Raw genomic sequence first — 16,309 nt, forward strand, 5'->3', positions numbered from 1 at the left:
TTACTGCGACCGCGACCGATCCGGCATCAGCACCGCCGAATGATCCGGCTCATGCCCCGCCTCGAGTGGTGGCTCGACGGGATGCCTCGGCACCAGCGCCTGCTGTGGATAAGTCTGCGCAAAATGCACCCATGGGCAGTTATCCACAAGCTTTTTCAGGCGCTGGTTGAAGGCCCGACTCACAGCATACTGGCCGCCGGACACCGTGCGAAATTGCGCAGTCAGCACCACGCCATTGAGGTCCATCCTGTCGACGCCAAACACATCCAGCGGCCCTTGCAGGTTGTAGCGCAGGAACGGGTCGCCGCTGATGGAATGCCCGGCCTCGCGGATCAGCTCGATGGCCTTGTCGACATCGGTGTCATAGGTGAATTGCACCGAGAAAAACGCATAGGCGAATTGCCGCGATTGGTTGGTCACGGCCTTGATCTGCCCGAACGGCACCGAGTGCACGAAACCCTTGCCGTCGCGCAGGCGCAAGGTGCGGATGGTCAGCCCTTCGACCGTGCCGGCATGCCCGGAATCAAGCACCACCCAGTCGCCGATGGACAGGGTGTCTTCGATGATGATGAACAGCCCGGTAATCACGTCCTGCACCAGCTGCTGGGAACCGAAACCGATTGCCAGGCCGATGACCCCGGCACCGGCCAGGAACGGCGCGACGTTGATCCCCAGGTTGGCCATGGTGGTGATCGCGCAAATCACCACCAGGATGATTTTGATCGCGTTGCGCAGCAGCGGCAGGATGGTTTTCACCCGCGTACTGGGCTGGCGCGCCGAGCGCTTGTTGGCCGGCGGTTTCAGGGCTTCCTGAATTGCCGTGTCGAGCACCACCCAGACCATCCAGGTCACCAGCAGGATCAGGCCGATGTGGCTCAGGGAATCACTGATCGCCCGGCCCACGGCATTGCTCACCGCGAACTCGAACAGCGACACGCCCCAGATCCGCCCGAGGATATCGATGAACACGATGGCCATGCCGATGCGCAGCAAGGCATGGGACAAGTTGAGAAAACGCTCCTTGTAGGCGCCGCTGCGGCGCAGGTCCGCTGCGCTGCGCGCCTTGAACAGATGGTGCAGCGTAGTGCTGAGAAACACCGTGGCAATCAGCAACACCGTGGTGAACAAGGCGCTGCGCAGCACTCTCTGGTTGTCCGCCCCGGCGCCGATCAGGTTGACGATCGAAACCAGTACCATCAACAGAATCGGCCAATACCAAAGCCCGGAAAATATCCGCAGGGTTTCACGCAACGCCGGCTGACCGAAGCGCTGGGCCAGCGGCAGGATGCGGATCACATGGGCCACCGGGCGACGCATGCGGATCACCAGCAAGCCGAAGGCAATCGACGCAGCCAACCCGGTGAACACGGCGATGCTGCTGGTGAGATTGTTGCCCAGTTGATGGGCGATCTGCGGACTGGTCAGGGCATCGCTCAAGGCCACCAGAAAGCCGATACCGAATAACGGCCGGGGACTGTTCTCGCGGATGATCTGCACCGCCCGCCGCTTGTGCCCGGCATTGAACACCACCACCAGCGACAGCACCAATGACGCGGAAAATATCCCCGCGCTTGCGGCATAAGCCAGACACAGCGCCAGCGCCCGACCGGCCGATATCGGCAAAAACTGGCTGGCATAAATCGTCAGGGGCAGGCTGACCACCGCCGGAATGGAATAGGGCAATACATAACCGAGCAGGGCCTGGCCACGCTCGCGACTGAGCAACAGGCGATGCGCGCACAGGCGTTTGACCAACCATCGCCCAAGCAGCCCAAGACAGGCAAACACGGCCGCCCACACGCAGGTCAGTAGTAGAAAATCGCTGGCGACGCTCCAGGTCGAACGGGCCGAAGGCTGATTGACCAACTGATCCACTTCATCGGCCGCGCGGTCGGCACGCAGCCGCCAGGCATCGACCAGGTTCTGATTGAGATCAAACCTGGACTGGACCTCGTCGATGCTTGAACTGATGGCCCCCAGTAACCCGCCTTGCACCAGCGGCTCGGGGTGTGCCGGTGGCGTCGCGGCGGTCGCGGTGGCAGGCAGCCCCGGTATCGCGGCAGCTTCCAGTTGCTCGCTGCCCAGAGACAGCAACGCCCCCAGCAGTATCGCGGTCTTGAGCCTGATCAAAGCACCCGCTCCTTTGGCTGTGTCAGTAAGGAACTGATCGAGAAATACCGTGCAAGTTCGACTATTACCCGCAGATAGCAGGACGGCGATGCCTTCCTGTGGCACAGACTAGCACTCGCGCTCGCGATCTTTGCGTCCAAGGCAAATATCAAATGTCCGTCCCTGTATTTTTCTGCACAACCCGAACCCCGACACTGCGCTCCATCGAATCAACCTCCGGAGTTGCAGACATGCCCATTGCCTTGCTCGCGCTGACCCTCAGCGCCTTTGCCATCGGGACGACCGAGTTCGTCATCGTTGGCCTGTTACCCACCATAGGTGCCGACCTCGGCGTCAGCCTGCCATCCGCCGGCCTGCTGGTCAGCCTGTATGCCCTCGGCGTTGCCATCGGCGCCCCGGTGCTGACCGCCCTCACCGGCAAGGTTCCGCGCAAGTTGCTGCTGTTGTCACTGATGGTGCTGTTCACCCTCGGCAATCTGCTGGCGTGGCAAGCACCGAGCTACGAGTCGTTGATCCTCGCACGGATCGTCACCGGCCTGGCCCACGGGGTGTTTTTCTCGATCGGCTCAACCATCGCCACCAGTCTAGTGCCGAAGGAAAAAGCCGCCAGCGCGATTGCCATCATGTTCACCGGCCTGACTGTGGCGCTGGTCACCGGCGTGCCGCTGGGGACATTCATCGGCCAGCATTTCGGCTGGCGTGAAACCTTCCTCGCCGTTTCGGCATTGGGTGTCATCGCCTTCGCTGGCAGCCTGATTTACGTGCCGAACAACATCGCCCACAGCAAACCCGCGTCGCTGTTGCAGCAATTACAGGTGCTCAAGCAACCGCGCCTGTTGCTGGTGTATGCCATGACGGCCGTCGGCTACGGCGGCTCGTTCATCGCCTTTACCTTCCTCGCGCCGATTCTTCAGGACCTTTCCGGTTTCAGCGCCAGCACCGTCAGCCTGGTGTTGCTGGTCTATGGCATCTCCGTGGCCGTCGGCAACATCTGGGGCGGCAAACTGGCGGACAAACGCGGCCCGATCAGCGCCCTGAAAATCATTTTTGCCCTGCTCGCCGCCGTGTTGTTCGTGCTGACCGTCACTGCCGGCAATCCCTGGCTCGCGCTGGCCACCGTGCTGGTCTGGGGCGCCGTGGCCTTCGGCAACGTGCCGGGATTGCAGGTGTACGTGGTGCGCCAGGCCGAACATCACACCCCGCAGGCCGTGGACGTGGCATCCGGCCTGAACATCGCGGCATTCAACCTCGGCATTGCCGGCGGTGCGTGGGGCGGTGGCCTGATCGTCGCCCACATGGGGTTGATTCATACCGCATGGATCGGCGGTCTGGTGGTGTTGCTGGCGCTGGCATTGACCGCGTGGAGTGGACGTCTTGATCGCCTCGGCCCGGTGTTCGCCGAACCGACTGAGGGTTCTGCCCGCATTATCACCGGCCACTGATAACCCCTGTGGGAGCGAGCCTGCTCGCGAAGGCGCCAGCACCCTCAGGAATGAGGTGACTGACACACCGCTTTCGCGAGCAGGCTCGCTCCCACTTTCAATCTGTTGTGATGCGTTGACTGTGTACCATCCGTAGCCCCATCGAAACTTTCGCCGCCGCCCCGGAGTCATCCAAAGACAGGGGCCGTCAGGCGGGAGGCGACATGACAGCGAATCGCACCGATATTCCCGCACACTCAAGCGCAACCGACATGCAGATACAGGGGCCGTCCGTCACTTGTCGTTTCAAGGTGCTGACGGTCAACACCCATAAAGGTTTCACCGCGTTCAACCGGCGTTTCATCTTGCCGGAACTGCGTGAAGCGGTGCGAAGTGTGTCTGCCGATGTGGTGTTTTTGCAGGAAGTCCACGGCACTCACGAACAACACCCCAAGCGCTACACCAACTGGCCGGCGATGCCGCAATACGAGTTTCTCGCCGACTCCCTGTGGCCGCAGTTTGCCTATGGACGCAATGCGGTGTATCCGGAGGGCGATCACGGCAATGCGCTGTTGTCGAAATTCCAGATCATCCGCCACGACAACCTCGACGTGTCCATCGGTGGCCACGAGAATCGCGGGCTCCTGCATTGTGTGTTGCGCCTGCCCGACGACGGCCGGGAAGTGCATGCCATTTGCGTACACCTGGGGCTGCGCGAAAGCCACCGCACCGCGCAACTGAAATTGCTTGCCCAGCGCCTGGATGCCCTGCCGGGCGACGCCCCGGTGATCGTCGCCGGGGATTTCAACGACTGGCGCCAGCGCGCCGATGCATTGCTCAAGCCAGCCGGCTTGCGCGAAGTCTTCGCCGCGCACCATGGCAAACCGGCGCGCAGTTTCCCCGCTCGCCTGCCGACATTGCGCCTGGACCGCATCTACGTGCGCAACCTCAAGGCCAGCCATCCGCAAGTGCTGACCACCCGGCCCTGGTCGCACCTTTCCGACCACGCCCCGCTGTCGGTGGAGATCGAACTATGAGCAGCCAGCCGATGGAAAAAACCACGTTGCAAGACATCCCTGCCCCGCCGATCCGCGAGCCGACAGCGGTCGATGTCGAATATGGGTGGCAAGGCAGCAATCGCGTCGAGTTACTGGAAAACGGCGAAGGTTTTTTTCCCCGGGTATTTGAAGCCCTGCGCCAGGCGCAAAGTGAAATCCTGCTGGAAACGTTCATTCTGTTCGAGGACAAGGTTGGCAACGAGCTGCAACAGATTCTAATCGAAGCCGCTCAGCGCGGCGTGCGCACCACCGTCAGTCTCGACGGGTTTGGCTGCGGCGAACTGAGTGCCGGGTTCCTCACCGCCCTGACCGCGGCCGGCGTGCATCTGCAAATGTTCGACCCGGCACCGAAACGCCTGGGCATCCGCACCAACTGGTTCCGGCGGCTGCACCGCAAGATCGTGGTGGTGGACGGCCGCGTCGCTTTCATCGGCGGAATCAATTTTTCCGCCGATCATCTGGCCGACTTCGGACCCGAGGCCAAACAGGACTATTCCGTGGAGGTGCAAGGCCCGGCGGTGGCCGACATCCATCACTTCGCCCTGCTGCAATGCGGTCGCCCGGTGCGGGCCAGATACTGGTGGCAACGGCGCCGGATGCGGCGTTCGGAACTGGCCTTGAGCGATCACGATGGCCAGGTGCGGCTGGTGTATCGCGACAACGGCGAACACCCGTCCGACATCGAAGAGGTTTACCGCCAGGTGTTGCGCCAGGCACAACGGCGGGTAGTGATCGCCAACGCCTACTTCTTTCCCGGTTTCCGCCTGCTGCGCGAGATCCGCAACGCGGCCCGTCGGGGCGTGGATGTGCGGCTGATCCTGCAAGGGCAGCCGGACATGCTGGTGGCCAGGCTCGCCGCGCGCATGACCTATGACTACCTGCTCAGGTCCGGGGTGAAGATCTACGAATATTGCGACCGCCCGCTGCACGGCAAGGTCGCGTTGGTGGACGAAGACTGGAGCACCGTCGGCTCCAGCAACCTTGACCCGTTGAGCCTGTCGATGAATCTGGAGGCTAACGTGCTGATCCGCGACCAAGCCTTCAATCGTCATCTGTTCGATCGCCTGGAAGACCTCAGCGACAACCACTGCAAGGTCATGTCTCCCGACATCGCGCCACGCGGGCGTGTCTGGCACATGACCATCGGTTTTCTGGTGTTTCACTTCCTGCGGCATTTCCCGGCGTGGGCCGGTTGGTTGCCGGCGCATAAACCTCGCCTGAAACCTGTCTCCCCTCCGACCGGGAGCGCTGACCATGAACCGCGCTGAGCCCCACACGGCAACTCACGCCAGTAGCGCTGGCAAGTCGCACTGGAGGCGCTGGAAACGACCGCTGACGATGCTGTTTTTCCTGATGCTGATCGTGCTGTTCACGATGCTCGCCCAGCGCATCGAATGGAACGAAGTGTTCGATAACCTGGCCGATTTCAAGGTGCGCACGCTGATCATTGCCTCGGGGCTGACCCTGGTGAGTTTTCTGGTGTACGCCTGCTTCGACCTGATCGGCCGCACCTACATCCGCCAGAATCTGACATGGAAGCAGATCCTGCCCGTGGGGATCATCAGCTACGCCTTCAACCTGAACCTGAGCGCCTGGGTTGGCGGCATCGCCATGCGTTACCGGTTGTATTCGCGGCTCGGGGTCAACAAGAGCAACATCGCGAAAATCCTTGGTCTGAGCCTGGCGACCAACTGGTTTGGCTACATGGTCATTGCCGGCACAGTGTTCAGCAGCGGCCTTGTGCACATGCCGCCGGGCTGGAGACTCAGCAGTGGTGCGCTGCAAGGCGTGGGGGTTCTGTTACTGCTGCTGAGCGCCGGTTACCTGGCGGCGTGCCGGTTCGCCAAACGTCGGGAGTGGGCGATCCGCGGCGTGGAGATCGACTTGCCGTCACTGCACATGGCGGTGCTGCAACTGGCCCTCGGGGCCCTGAACTGGTCGCTGATGGCGGCGGTGATTTTCACGTTGCTACCGAGCAAACTGGACTATCCACTGGTACTTGGCGTGCTGTTGATCAGCGCCATCGCCGGGGTCATCACGCACATCCCGGCCGGGCTCGGCGTGCTCGAGGCTGTGTTCGTAGCGCTGCTGCAACACGAGGTTTCACGGGGTAGCCTGGTGGCGGGACTGCTGGCCTATCGGGCGATTTATTTCATTCTGCCGCTATTGATTGCCCTGGTGATGTACCTGCTGGTGGAAGCCAAGGCCAAGGCGTTGCGGATTGCGAAGAAACCCAAGTGATTTGAAGTGTTTGGTCGTCCGTCATCGCGGGCTTGCCCGCGAAGGGGCTCGCAAGAACACTGCAAAATCAGGATGATTGAATAATGCTCAACCGCTCCCCCACCACCATCTCGGTAATCCAGTCGACGAGGATCGAGGTGTACGCCTGCTGGGAAACCGGGTCGCTCAAGGCGTGATCGGCGCCGTCGATGATGCGGTGGGTCAGTGAGTGCGTCTGCTGGCAGGCCGCCCGGTAGCTCATGATCGTCGCGTGGGGCACGTAGTCGTCGGTCTCCGACTGCACCAGCAGGACGTCCCCGGTAAATTGCGAACAGGCATGCAAGGCGCGGTTACCGTCGGCACTCACCAGGGTGCTTCGGTAATCATGCAGATCCAGCTTGTCCAGATCGCGTTTCGGCGTGTGCCATTGCTCGTCGCGATACAGCGCCGGCACCCGCAGCGCGAGCCAGCGCACCGGCCTGAGCGAGGTCAGGATCGAGGCCAGGTACCCCCCGTAACTGGTACCGACCACGGCAATCGCCGACGTATCGAGGGCCGGGTGTGCGAGCAAGCGGTCATAGGCTGCCAGCAGGTCCCGCAGGTTGTCTTCGCGGGTCACTCGGGACAATGGAATGCCGGTGCCACCGGTGTGTCCGCGCAGGTCGAAGGTCAGGCAAACGCAGCCCAACCCGGCGATGCCTTTGGCGCGTTCCAGGTCCCGCTCCTGACTGCCGCCCCAGCCGTGCACGAAGAGCACACCGGGGACTTTCGATTTGGGGCTCAGAAACGTCCCGCTCATCTGTTCGTTGTCGATGTCGATCCGAATGGATTCGCTTCTAGCCGTCATAGGATTCAACCGTCACGTACTTGAGGAGAAAGTCACTGGTGTGCGCCGGCCCGCGGAACACCTCGATGGCGTCTGCCGGCAGCGGCTGATCGATGTAGGTTTCCACCGAAGACACACGAATCGCGCACATCCCAGGATCGTTGACGAAACTCTGTAAGGCTGCTACTTCGGCACTGCTGGCACCGCCCATGCGCCAGGACTGTTCCAGCACGCCACTGCGCGGCTGGCCGTTACTGTCCAGGCCCTGGGCGATGTCGTAATTGCGCCGGGAGGCATAAAAGCCGGGATAGGCTTCATCCGCTGCGTTGTCGAACACTTGTGCCTGACGGATCGCCAGGCGCACGTCTTGCGGCAGATCCAGTTTCAGCAATTGGTCGTAGTCACCGGATACCACCAGCAAATCGGAACCGCCATACACCGCGTCGCCCTGCGCGTCTTCGGTCAGGTATTGCTCACCGCAGTAACTGAGCACCCTGTCGCCGATAAAACTCTGGCCGACGCTGTAGGTGATCACCTGGTCCAGGTCCTGCTCGAGCACCACGCCTTTGGTGAACAAGGCCTCAGCCTCTGGCCTGGCAAGCACTTCATCGAACTCATCGAGGCTCTTGATCACTTCCTGACCGCGTCCGGCACAGGCATGAATCGGCTTCAGGCGGATCGGCCCGGAGTGCAACAAATGCTCCGCCGCCGGGCGCGCATCCACCAGGGAGAACACGCTGAGACCATCGAGCACCACGCTGCGCACCCGCTCGGAAAACAAGGGCGCCCAGCCTTGCGGTGCATGGGCATGGTGGTTGAGCAATCCATGACTGATAGCTTTGGTGCAGATGAAGTCATGGTCGACATAACCGCCCCACAAATCCTCCGGCCCCTTGACCCCCAGTTGCCGGGCAGCCGCAGCGCCCACCAGGGTCTGGGTCGGCAACAGGTAGAGGTTCCGCCCGCCGTGCCGTTGCGGGTCGTAACTGCCGCCGTACTTGAGCCCCAGTATCTGCGCCAGCCAGCGGGCCAGCACACGGTTGGTCTCGACTTCGTGGAGTGGTGCATCGGCAATCACCGAATGGGCGAGCACCAGTTTCTTGTTCTTGCGGTTTGTTGGGGTCATGCATCCCCCCTTCAATCGACGCTTGATGAATATAGCTGAAGGGGTGCAGGGATCAGGCCAAGGCGTCCCAAGGGGAAACGTATTTCAAATCAGCCCGTTGCGCAGGAGATGATGGCATGAGGCCTGTCTTATTCTGCACGACGCCCTTCGGGATTCCGGCATTTTGCACGATTCAAGCCCCCCCGACCCTGTGGGAGCGAGGCGATGCGACTACCGTGCAACCGATCCAGGGCTCACCCCGAACCGCGTCCGATAATCACTCGGTGCCAGGCCGGTGATTTTCTTGAATGTCGCACGAAACGCCCCGGGGTCCTGATAACCCACAGTCCAGGCGATATGGTCGATGGTGCCGTTGGTGAACTCGAGCATTTCCCGGGCCTTGCCGACTCGCAGATGCTGGCAGTACTCAGTGGGCTTGAGCCCGGTAGCCGCGCGGAATCGTCGCAGGAAAGTGCGTTCTTCCAGGCCTGCCTTTTCGGCCATCGCCGCCAGCGATACATCGGTCGCCCCGGTGCCTTGCAACCAGTGTTGCACCCTGAGGATCGCCGCATCGCCGTGACTGAGGATCGGCGCAAAGTTACTGCCGCACTCACTGGCGCTGTCGCTGTGTTCCACCACCAGAAAACGCGCGGTACTGGTGGCAATACTCGGCCCCAGCAGCCGGTTGACCAGGCGCAAACCCAGTTCGGACCAGGCCATTAGCCCGGCGCTGGTAATCAGGTCGCCGTCATCGACAATCGGCGTATCGGCCTTGAGCCTGATCGCCGGATAACGTTCGGCAAAGGTTTTGGCCGAGGTCCAGTGGGTGGTGGCGCTGCGACCGTCGAGCAGACCGCTTTCAGCCAACAGGATCGAGCCCACGCAAACCCCGCCCAGTGTCGCGCCGCTGGCATGTTGCTCGCGCAACCAGCGGATCAATTCCTGTGGCGCCTGCCCCTCGGAAAAACCGCCGATCGACGGCGGAATCAGTACGGCCACCAGGGCGCGCTCCGGGCCGGGGTGGCTGTCGAAGGTTCGAACCGGCGGCTGATCACCCTCGACCTGCCAATGGCTGACCCGCAGCAGCGGCAACTGCGCAGCCTGATGCTCGGCGGCGATCCGGTTGGCCACCCCGAACAAGTCCGTCAAGCCATGTACCGCCGCCATCTGCGCGCCGGGATAAATCAGCACACCGAGCTCGGCGATTGCCCTTTCTGCGTCCATTGTCAGTTTTCCCCCTCTTATTGTCGGTGCGGCCAATCCCCCGGACCGCCTGCCAGCGCCAATACTGCATTCCACACCAACACACACTTCGAGGAAACAGTCATGGCCAAGCAAGCGCTCATCGTAGTCGATATCCAGAACGACTACTTCCCCCAAGGCAAGTGGCCTCTGGTCGGTGCCGACGCCTCAGCAGACAACGCCGCCCGCCTGATCAAGGCCTTCCGCGACGCCGGTGATCCGGTGGTGCATATCCGCCACGAATTCACCTCCGAAGAGGCACCGTTTTTCACCCCGAACTCCGAAGGCGCGAAGCTGCACCCGAAAGTGCTCAATCGCGCCGACGAACCGGTGGTACTCAAGCACTTCGTCAACTCGTTCCGCGAAACCGGTCTGAGGTCGATCCTCGACGAGCAAGACATCAAGGAGCTGGTGGTCGTGGGCAGCATGAGCCACATGTGTGTGGACGGCATCACCCGTGCAGCGGCGGACTTTGGCTATAAGGTGACCGTGATCCACGACGCCTGCGCCACCCTCGACCTGGAATTCAATGGCGTGACGGTTCCGGCGGCGCAGGTTCATGCGGCGTTCATGGCGGCCCTGGCGTTTGCGTATGCCAGCGTGGTGTCGACCGACGAGTTCCTCGCGGCCTGAGTCTGCAACTAAATTTCACCGCCCATAAAAAACCCGCACTTCAGACCGAAGTGCGGGTTTTGCTTTGTCAGCTTCTAGCTTGAGGCTTGCAGCTGCTTCAGAACGGAATATCGTCATCAAAGCTGTCGAAATCCGGAGCCGGCTGCGGCGCAGCCTGCTGAGGGGCCGGACGCTGTGGCTGCTGTTGCGGTGCAGGACGCTGGGCTTGCTGGCGCGGAGCGGACTGCTGGTAGTTGTTACCGCCGCCCTGGCCTTGCTGGTCGCCCTGTGGACGGCCGCCCAGCAGTTGCATGGTGCCTTGCATGTCGACCACGATTTCGGTGGTGTAACGCTTGATACCGTCTTTTTCCCACTCGCGGGTCTGCAGCTTGCCTTCGATGTACACCTGCGAACCTTTACGCAGGTATTCGCCAGCGATTTCCGCAACCTTGCCGAACATCGAAACACGGTGCCATTCGGTCTTTTCGACTTTCTGACCGGTTTGCTTGTCGGTCCACTGTTCGCTGGTCGCCAGACTCAGGTTGGTCACGGCATTACCGTTAGGCAAGTAGCGAACTTCGGGATCCTGGCCGCAAGTGCCGACCAATATGACTTTGTTAACCCCACGGGCCATAACGTTCTCCTAGGCTACGCACGCTGCCCCGGCCGGGTTGTTCACCAGGCGCTCAAGGGTGGTGCGATCCAATAGTTCGGTGTCCAGTTTGATGTAAATCGCCGCCTCATCTGCGACGATGACTGCATCTGTTACCCCTACGACCGCCTTCAGGCGCTCGACCAGACCCGCTTCGCGGATCGCCTCGGGCGACAACGGCAAGCGCAGGCTTGTGACGTAGGGAGGTTCACGCATGGTAACAGCAAAGGCCAGCCAGAGGGCAGCCAGACCGGCGCATCCGAGGAACACAACCGACAGACCGCCATGCTGGAACAGCCAGCCACCAAGGATTCCCCCCAGTGCCGAGCCCAGGAACTGGCTGGTGGAATAAACCCCCATCGCCGTGCCCTTTCCGCCTGCCGGTGAAACCTTGCTGATCAGCGACGGCAACGAAGCCTCCAGCAGATTGAACGCAGTGAAGAACACCACCGTACCGATCACCAGAGCCCGCAAGCTGTCGCCGAACTGCCAGAAGAATAGCTCAGTGAGCATCAGCGTCAGCACTGCGCCCAATAAAACTCGTTTCATTTTGCGTTTCTTTTCGCCATAGATAATGAACGGGATCATGGCGAAGAAGGAAATCAGCAGCGCAGTCAGGTACACCCACCAGTGCTGCTCCTTGGGCAGCCCGGCCTTCTCGACCAACGCCAGCGGCAAGGCGACGAAGCTGGACATCAACATCGCGTGCAACACAAAAATGCCCAGGTCCAGACGCAGCAGGTCCGGATGCTTGAGCGTCGGGATCAGCGCCTGACGCGCGACACCAGACTCGCGATGCTGCAACGGGCCGGTGGAGCGCGGCACCATGAACATCACGATCACAATGCCGAACAACGCCATGCCACCGGTGGCAAGGAACAGCCCGGACAGCCCGAAGGCGCGGGTCAACAGCGGGCCGACCACCATGGCCACCGCAAACGACAGGCCGATGGTCATGCCGATCATGGCCATGGCCTTGGTCCGGTGCTGCTCGCGGGTCAGGTCGGACAGCAAGGCCATGACCGCCGCGGAAATCGCCCCGGCGCCCTGCAGGATTCGCCCGGCGATCACGCCCCAGATCGAATCGGCATTGGCCGCCAGCAGGCTACCGAGGGCAAAGACGATCAGCCCCAGGTAAATCACCGGGCGTCGACCGATGCGGTCGGAAAAGAAACCGAACGGAATCTGGAAAATTGCCTGGGTCAGGCCATAAGCGCCAATCGCCAGGCCGATCAGGGCCGGCGTGGCCCCGGCCAGATCCATCCCATAGGTCGCCAGTACCGGCAACACCATGAACATGCCAAGCATACGGAAGGCGAACACCAGGGCCAGACCGCTTGCTGCGCGGGTCTCGCCGCCACTCATGCGCTCGCTGTGGGGATCGTGCATGGAAAAACCTCATGTGAACCGGCGGCGATTCTACCAGTCCCATCGATTGGCAGGGTATATCGCGACGCTTTGACGCGCATTGCTGACACAGTCTTCATGTAAGACAGTATCCCTCTCGTTTGATAGTGTGCATCCATCCAGTATTTGGCCGTATACTCCTACGTTTTCGACGCCCGCCGAGCGAGGCCACCTTGGACAAGATCCTGATTCGTGGGGCTCGAACCCACAACCTGAAGAACATCGACCTGACCCTGCCACGGGACAAGCTGATCGTCATCACCGGCCTGTCCGGCTCGGGCAAGTCGTCCCTGGCTTTCGACACCCTGTATGCCGAAGGTCAGCGCCGCTACGTCGAATCACTGTCGGCCTACGCCCGGCAGTTCCTGTCGATGATGGAAAAACCCGATGTCGACACCATCGAAGGGCTATCGCCGGCGATTTCCATCGAGCAGAAGTCGACCTCGCACAACCCGCGCTCGACGGTCGGCACCATTACCGAAATCTACGACTACCTGCGCCTGCTTTATGCACGCGTGGGCATTCCCCGTTGCCCGGATCACGACATCCCGCTGGAAGCGCAGACCGTCAGCCAGATGGTCGACCTGGTCCTCGCCGAACCGGAGGGCAGCAAGCTGATGCTGCTGGCACCGGTTATCCGCGAGCGCAAAGGCGAGCACCTGTCGGTTTTCGAAGAACTGCGCGCCCAGGGCTTCGTCCGCGCCCGAATCAACGGCAAGCTCTATGAGCTGGACGAAGCGCCCAAGCTCGACAAGCAGAAAAAACATTCCATCGATGTCGTGGTCGACCGTTTCAAGGTTCGCGCCGACCTGCAACAACGCCTGGCCGAATCCTTCGAGACCGCGTTGAAACTCGCGGATGGTATCGCCCTGGTGGCACCGATGGACGACGAACCGGGTGAAGAGATGATCTTCTCGGCTCGCTTCGCCTGCCCGATCTGCGGCCACGCGATCAGCGAACTGGAACCCAAGCTGTTCTCCTTCAACAACCCGGCCGGCGCTTGCCCGACCTGCGATGGTCTAGGGGTCAAGCAGTTCTTCGACATCAAGCGCCTGGTCAATGCCGAACTGACCCTGGCCGAAGGGGCGATTCGTGGCTGGGATCGGCGTAACGTCTATTACTTCCAGATGCTCGGCTCGCTGGCTTCCCACTACAAATTCAGTCTTGAGGTTCCGTTCAACGAACTCCCTGCCGATCAGCAGAAATTCATCCTGCATGGCAGCGGCTCGCAAAACGTCGATTTCAAATACCTGAACGACCGTGGGGATATCGTCAAACGCTCGCATCCGTTCGAAGGCATCGTGCCGAATCTGGAGCGACGCTACCGCGAGACCGAATCGGCGTCAGTACGTGAAGAGCTGGCCAAGTTCCTCAGCACCCAATCCTGCCCGGACTGCCGCGGCACCCGCCTGCGGCGTGAGGCGCGGCACGTGTGGGTCGGCGAGAAAACCCTGCCGGCGGTGACCAACCTGCCGATCGGTGATGCATCCGATTATTTTGGCGGGCTCAAGCTCACTGGCCGGCGTGGCGAAATTGCCGACAAGATCCTCAAGGAAATCCGCGAGCGCCTGCAGTTCCTGGTCAACGTCGGCCTCGACTATCTGTCGCTGGATCGCAGCGCGGACACCTTGTCCGGTGGCGAGGCCCAGCGTATCCGCCTGGCCAGCCAGATTGGTGCCGGCCTGGTGGGCGTTCTGTACATCCTCGACGAACCCTCCATCGGCCTGCATCAGCGCGACAACGACCGGCTGCTGGGCACCCTCAAGCACCTGCGCGATATCGGCAACACGGTGATCGTGGTCGAGCACGACGAAGACGCCATTCGCTTGGCCGACTACGTGGTGGACATCGGTCCGGGCGCTGGTGTGCACGGCGGGCATATCGTCGCCGAAGGCACACCGGCCGAGGTCATGGCGCACCCGGACTCGCTGACGGGCAAATACCTGTCGGGGCGGGTGAAGATCGAAGTCCCGGCCAAACGCACACCGCGCAACAAGAAGCTTGCGCTGTCGCTCAAGGGTGCGCGCGGCAACAACCTGCGCAATGTCGATCTGGAGATTCCAATTGGCCTGCTGACCTGTGTGACCGGTGTATCCGGCTCAGGCAAGTCGACGCTGATCAACAACACGCTGTTCCCATTGAGCGCTACTGCGCTTAATGGTGCCACTACCCTTGAAGCGGCCGCCCACGACAGCATCAAGGGCCTTGAGCACCTGGACAAGGTCGTCGACATCGACCAGAGCCCGATCGGTCGCACACCGCGCTCCAACCCGGCGACCTACACCGGGCTGTTTACACCGATCCGCGAATTGTTCGCTGGCGTGCCGGAATCCCGCTCCCGCGGCTACGGACCGGGGCGTTTCTCCTTCAACGTCAAGGGTGGGCGTTGCGAGGCCTGCCAGGGCGACGGCCTGATCAAGGTGGAGATGCACTTCCTGCCGGACATCTACGTGCCGTGCGACGTGTGCAAGAGCAAGCGCTACAACCGCGAAACCCTGGAGATCAAGTACAAGGGCAAGAGCATCCACGAAACCCTCGAGATGACCATCGAGGAAGCGCGGGAGTTCTTCGATGCCGTACCGGCCCTGGCGCGCAAGCTGCAAACGTTGATGGATGTCGGTCTGTCGTACATCAAGCTGGGGCAATCGGCGACCACGCTCTCCGGTGGTGAAGCCCAGCGGGTGAAACTCTCCCGCGAACTGTCCAAGCGCGATACCGGCAAGACCCTGTACATCCTCGATGAACCGACCACCGGGCTGCACTTCGCGGATATCCAGCAACTGCTGGACGTGTTGCATCGCCTGCGCGACCACGGCAACACCGTGGTGGTGATCGAACACAACCTGGACGTGATCAAGACCGCTGACTGGCTGGTGGACCTGGGACCGGAGGGCGGTTCCAAGGGCGGGCAGATCATTGCCGTCGGCACGCCGGAGGAAGTGTCAGAGATGACGCAATCCCATACCGGTTACTACCTCAAGCCGCTGCTGGAGCGCGACCGGGCTTAACCGGACGCCATGAAAAAGCCCCCGTCACTTCATCAGTGACAGGGGCTTTTTTGTATCCGCTGAATCAGGCGTGGGACTGCAGGTAGTTCTCAAGCCCGATCAATTTGATCAGACCCAACTGTTTTTCGAGCCAGTAGGTGTGATCTTCTTCGGTGTCATGCAATTGAACCCGCAGCATTTCGCGGCTGACATAGTCCTTGTGCTGCTCGCAGAGCTTGATGCCTTTGCACAGCGCGGCACGGACCTTGTATTCCAGGCGCAAATCCGCCTCGAGCATCTCGGTCACCGTGGTGCCGACATCAAGATCGTCCGGACGCATGCGCGGCGTGCCTTCGAGCATCAGAATCCGGCGCATCAGGGCATCGGCGTGACCTGCCTCTTCTTCCATCTCGTGGTTGATTCGTTCGTAGAGCTTGGTGAAACCCCAGTCCTCATACATCCGCGAGTGGACGAAATATTGATCACGCGCCGCCAGTTCGCCGGTCAGCAACGTGTTGAGGTAATCGATCACATCTGGGTGGCCTTGCATCGCCCTACATCTCCCTGCATGAAAGTTGTAGTTTGAACCAACATGCCCCTATCGTCACTCGCAAGACGCAATAAAAGCGAAGATATTCTGAGAAAATCG

The 16,309-nt window shown here is 61.3% G+C and carries 13 protein-coding genes; 6 read left to right on the forward strand and 7 right to left on the reverse strand.

Features of this window, described 5'->3' with window-relative positions:
- Positions 1-2,130: a mechanosensitive ion channel family protein gene (locus CAF65_RS22190; RefSeq protein WP_085718212.1), complete on the reverse strand. Its 2,130-nt coding sequence runs from the start codon at positions 2,128-2,130 to the stop codon at positions 1-3.
- A gap of 230 nt (positions 2,131-2,360) precedes the next feature.
- Here CAF65_RS22190 and CAF65_RS22195 point away from each other — a divergent pair, with 230 nt between their 5' ends.
- The 4 genes from CAF65_RS22195 to CAF65_RS22210 all read left to right on the forward strand — a co-directional run bounded on the left by CAF65_RS22195 (position 2,361) and on the right by CAF65_RS22210 (position 6,850).
- Positions 2,361-3,572, forward strand: a complete 1,212-nt coding sequence (locus CAF65_RS22195) for an MFS transporter (protein ID WP_085718213.1) — start codon at positions 2,361-2,363, stop codon at positions 3,570-3,572.
- 251 nt (positions 3,573-3,823) lie between these two features.
- Positions 3,824-4,588: an endonuclease/exonuclease/phosphatase family protein gene (locus CAF65_RS22200; protein WP_085718214.1), complete on the forward strand. Its 765-nt coding sequence runs from the start codon at positions 3,824-3,826 to the stop codon at positions 4,586-4,588.
- Positions 4,585-5,877, forward strand: a complete 1,293-nt coding sequence (gene clsB / locus CAF65_RS22205; RefSeq protein ID WP_085718215.1) for a cardiolipin synthase ClsB — start codon at positions 4,585-4,587, stop codon at positions 5,875-5,877. Before CAF65_RS22200 ends, clsB begins: the two co-directional genes overlap by 4 nt.
- Positions 5,864-6,850 (forward strand): lysylphosphatidylglycerol synthase domain-containing protein, encoded by a 987-nt coding sequence (locus CAF65_RS22210; RefSeq protein ID WP_085718216.1) that lies wholly within the window; start codon positions 5,864-5,866, stop codon positions 6,848-6,850. The genes clsB and CAF65_RS22210 overlap by 14 nt, the downstream gene beginning before the upstream one ends.
- Before the next feature lie 67 nt (positions 6,851-6,917).
- Here the strand turns inward: CAF65_RS22210 and CAF65_RS22215 are convergent, their stop codons facing one another.
- The 3 genes from CAF65_RS22215 to CAF65_RS22225 form a co-directional block, all read right to left on the reverse strand.
- On the reverse strand, positions 6,918-7,676 hold the full coding sequence (locus tag CAF65_RS22215; RefSeq protein WP_085718217.1) for a S9 family peptidase: 759 nt from the start codon (positions 7,674-7,676) through the stop codon (positions 6,918-6,920).
- On the reverse strand, positions 7,666-8,781 hold the full coding sequence (locus tag CAF65_RS22220) for a DUF3182 family protein (RefSeq protein WP_085718218.1): 1,116 nt from the start codon (positions 8,779-8,781) through the stop codon (positions 7,666-7,668). Before CAF65_RS22220 ends, CAF65_RS22215 begins: the two co-directional genes overlap by 11 nt.
- 210 nt (positions 8,782-8,991) lie before the next feature.
- Positions 8,992-9,984: a GlxA family transcriptional regulator gene (locus tag CAF65_RS22225; RefSeq protein ID WP_085718219.1), complete on the reverse strand. Its 993-nt coding sequence runs from the start codon at positions 9,982-9,984 to the stop codon at positions 8,992-8,994.
- A 102-nt stretch (positions 9,985-10,086) separates the two neighbouring features.
- On the opposite strand from CAF65_RS22225, the gene CAF65_RS22230 reads away from it, so the two are divergent.
- Positions 10,087-10,635, forward strand: a complete 549-nt coding sequence (locus CAF65_RS22230; RefSeq protein ID WP_085718220.1) for a cysteine hydrolase family protein — start codon at positions 10,087-10,089, stop codon at positions 10,633-10,635.
- A gap of 97 nt (positions 10,636-10,732) precedes the next feature.
- Here the strand turns inward: CAF65_RS22230 and CAF65_RS22235 are convergent, their stop codons facing one another.
- Both CAF65_RS22235 and CAF65_RS22240 read right to left on the reverse strand, forming a co-directional pair.
- Positions 10,733-11,248 carry a single-stranded DNA-binding protein gene (locus CAF65_RS22235; RefSeq protein WP_057400623.1) on the reverse strand — a complete coding sequence of 172 codons (516 nt, stop codon included), beginning with the start codon at positions 11,246-11,248 and terminating at the stop codon, positions 10,733-10,735.
- 9 nt (positions 11,249-11,257) lie between these two features.
- The gene (locus tag CAF65_RS22240; RefSeq protein ID WP_085718221.1) at positions 11,258-12,655 is read right to left on the reverse strand and encodes an MFS transporter; all 1,398 of its coding nucleotides are present in this window, start codon (positions 12,653-12,655) and stop codon (positions 11,258-11,260) included.
- A 191-nt stretch (positions 12,656-12,846) separates the two neighbouring features.
- On the opposite strand from CAF65_RS22240, the gene uvrA reads away from it, so the two are divergent.
- Positions 12,847-15,681 carry an excinuclease ABC subunit UvrA gene (gene uvrA, locus CAF65_RS22245; protein ID WP_085718222.1) on the forward strand — a complete coding sequence of 945 codons (2,835 nt, stop codon included), beginning with the start codon at positions 12,847-12,849 and terminating at the stop codon, positions 15,679-15,681.
- A 64-nt stretch (positions 15,682-15,745) separates the two neighbouring features.
- Here the strand turns inward: uvrA and bfr are convergent, their stop codons facing one another.
- Positions 15,746-16,210, reverse strand: a complete 465-nt coding sequence (gene bfr, locus CAF65_RS22250) for a bacterioferritin (protein ID WP_007970123.1) — start codon at positions 16,208-16,210, stop codon at positions 15,746-15,748.
- Positions 16,211-16,309 lie beyond the last annotated feature (99 nt).

Origin of the sequence: Pseudomonas sp. B28(2017) (assembly GCF_002113025.1) — a bacterium.
Taxonomy (GTDB): Bacteria; Pseudomonadota; Gammaproteobacteria; order Pseudomonadales; family Pseudomonadaceae; genus Aquipseudomonas.

Excerpts from the sequence above, each read along its gene's own strand:
- CAF65_RS22195 (WP_085718213.1), top strand. The coding sequence starts at position 2,361 with ATGCCCATTGCCTTGCTCGCGCTGACCCTCAGCGCCTTTGCCATCGGG.
- CAF65_RS22200 (WP_085718214.1), top strand. The coding sequence starts at position 3,824 with ATGCAGATACAGGGGCCGTCCGTCACTTGTCGTTTCAAGGTGCTGACG.
- clsB (WP_085718215.1), top strand. The coding sequence starts at position 4,585 with ATGAGCAGCCAGCCGATGGAAAAAACCACGTTGCAAGACATCCCTGCC.
- CAF65_RS22210 (WP_085718216.1), top strand. The coding sequence starts at position 5,864 with ATGAACCGCGCTGAGCCCCACACGGCAACTCACGCCAGTAGCGCTGGC.
- CAF65_RS22215 (WP_085718217.1), bottom strand. The coding sequence starts at position 7,676 with ATGACGGCTAGAAGCGAATCCATTCGGATCGACATCGACAACGAACAG.
- CAF65_RS22220 (WP_085718218.1), bottom strand. The coding sequence starts at position 8,781 with ATGACCCCAACAAACCGCAAGAACAAGAAACTGGTGCTCGCCCATTCG.
- CAF65_RS22225 (WP_085718219.1), bottom strand. The coding sequence starts at position 9,984 with ATGGACGCAGAAAGGGCAATCGCCGAGCTCGGTGTGCTGATTTATCCC.
- CAF65_RS22230 (WP_085718220.1), top strand. The coding sequence starts at position 10,087 with ATGGCCAAGCAAGCGCTCATCGTAGTCGATATCCAGAACGACTACTTC.
- CAF65_RS22235 (WP_057400623.1), bottom strand. The coding sequence starts at position 11,248 with ATGGCCCGTGGGGTTAACAAAGTCATATTGGTCGGCACTTGCGGCCAG.
- CAF65_RS22240 (WP_085718221.1), bottom strand. The coding sequence starts at position 12,655 with ATGCACGATCCCCACAGCGAGCGCATGAGTGGCGGCGAGACCCGCGCA.
- bfr (WP_007970123.1), bottom strand. The coding sequence starts at position 16,210 with ATGCAAGGCCACCCAGATGTGATCGATTACCTCAACACGTTGCTGACC.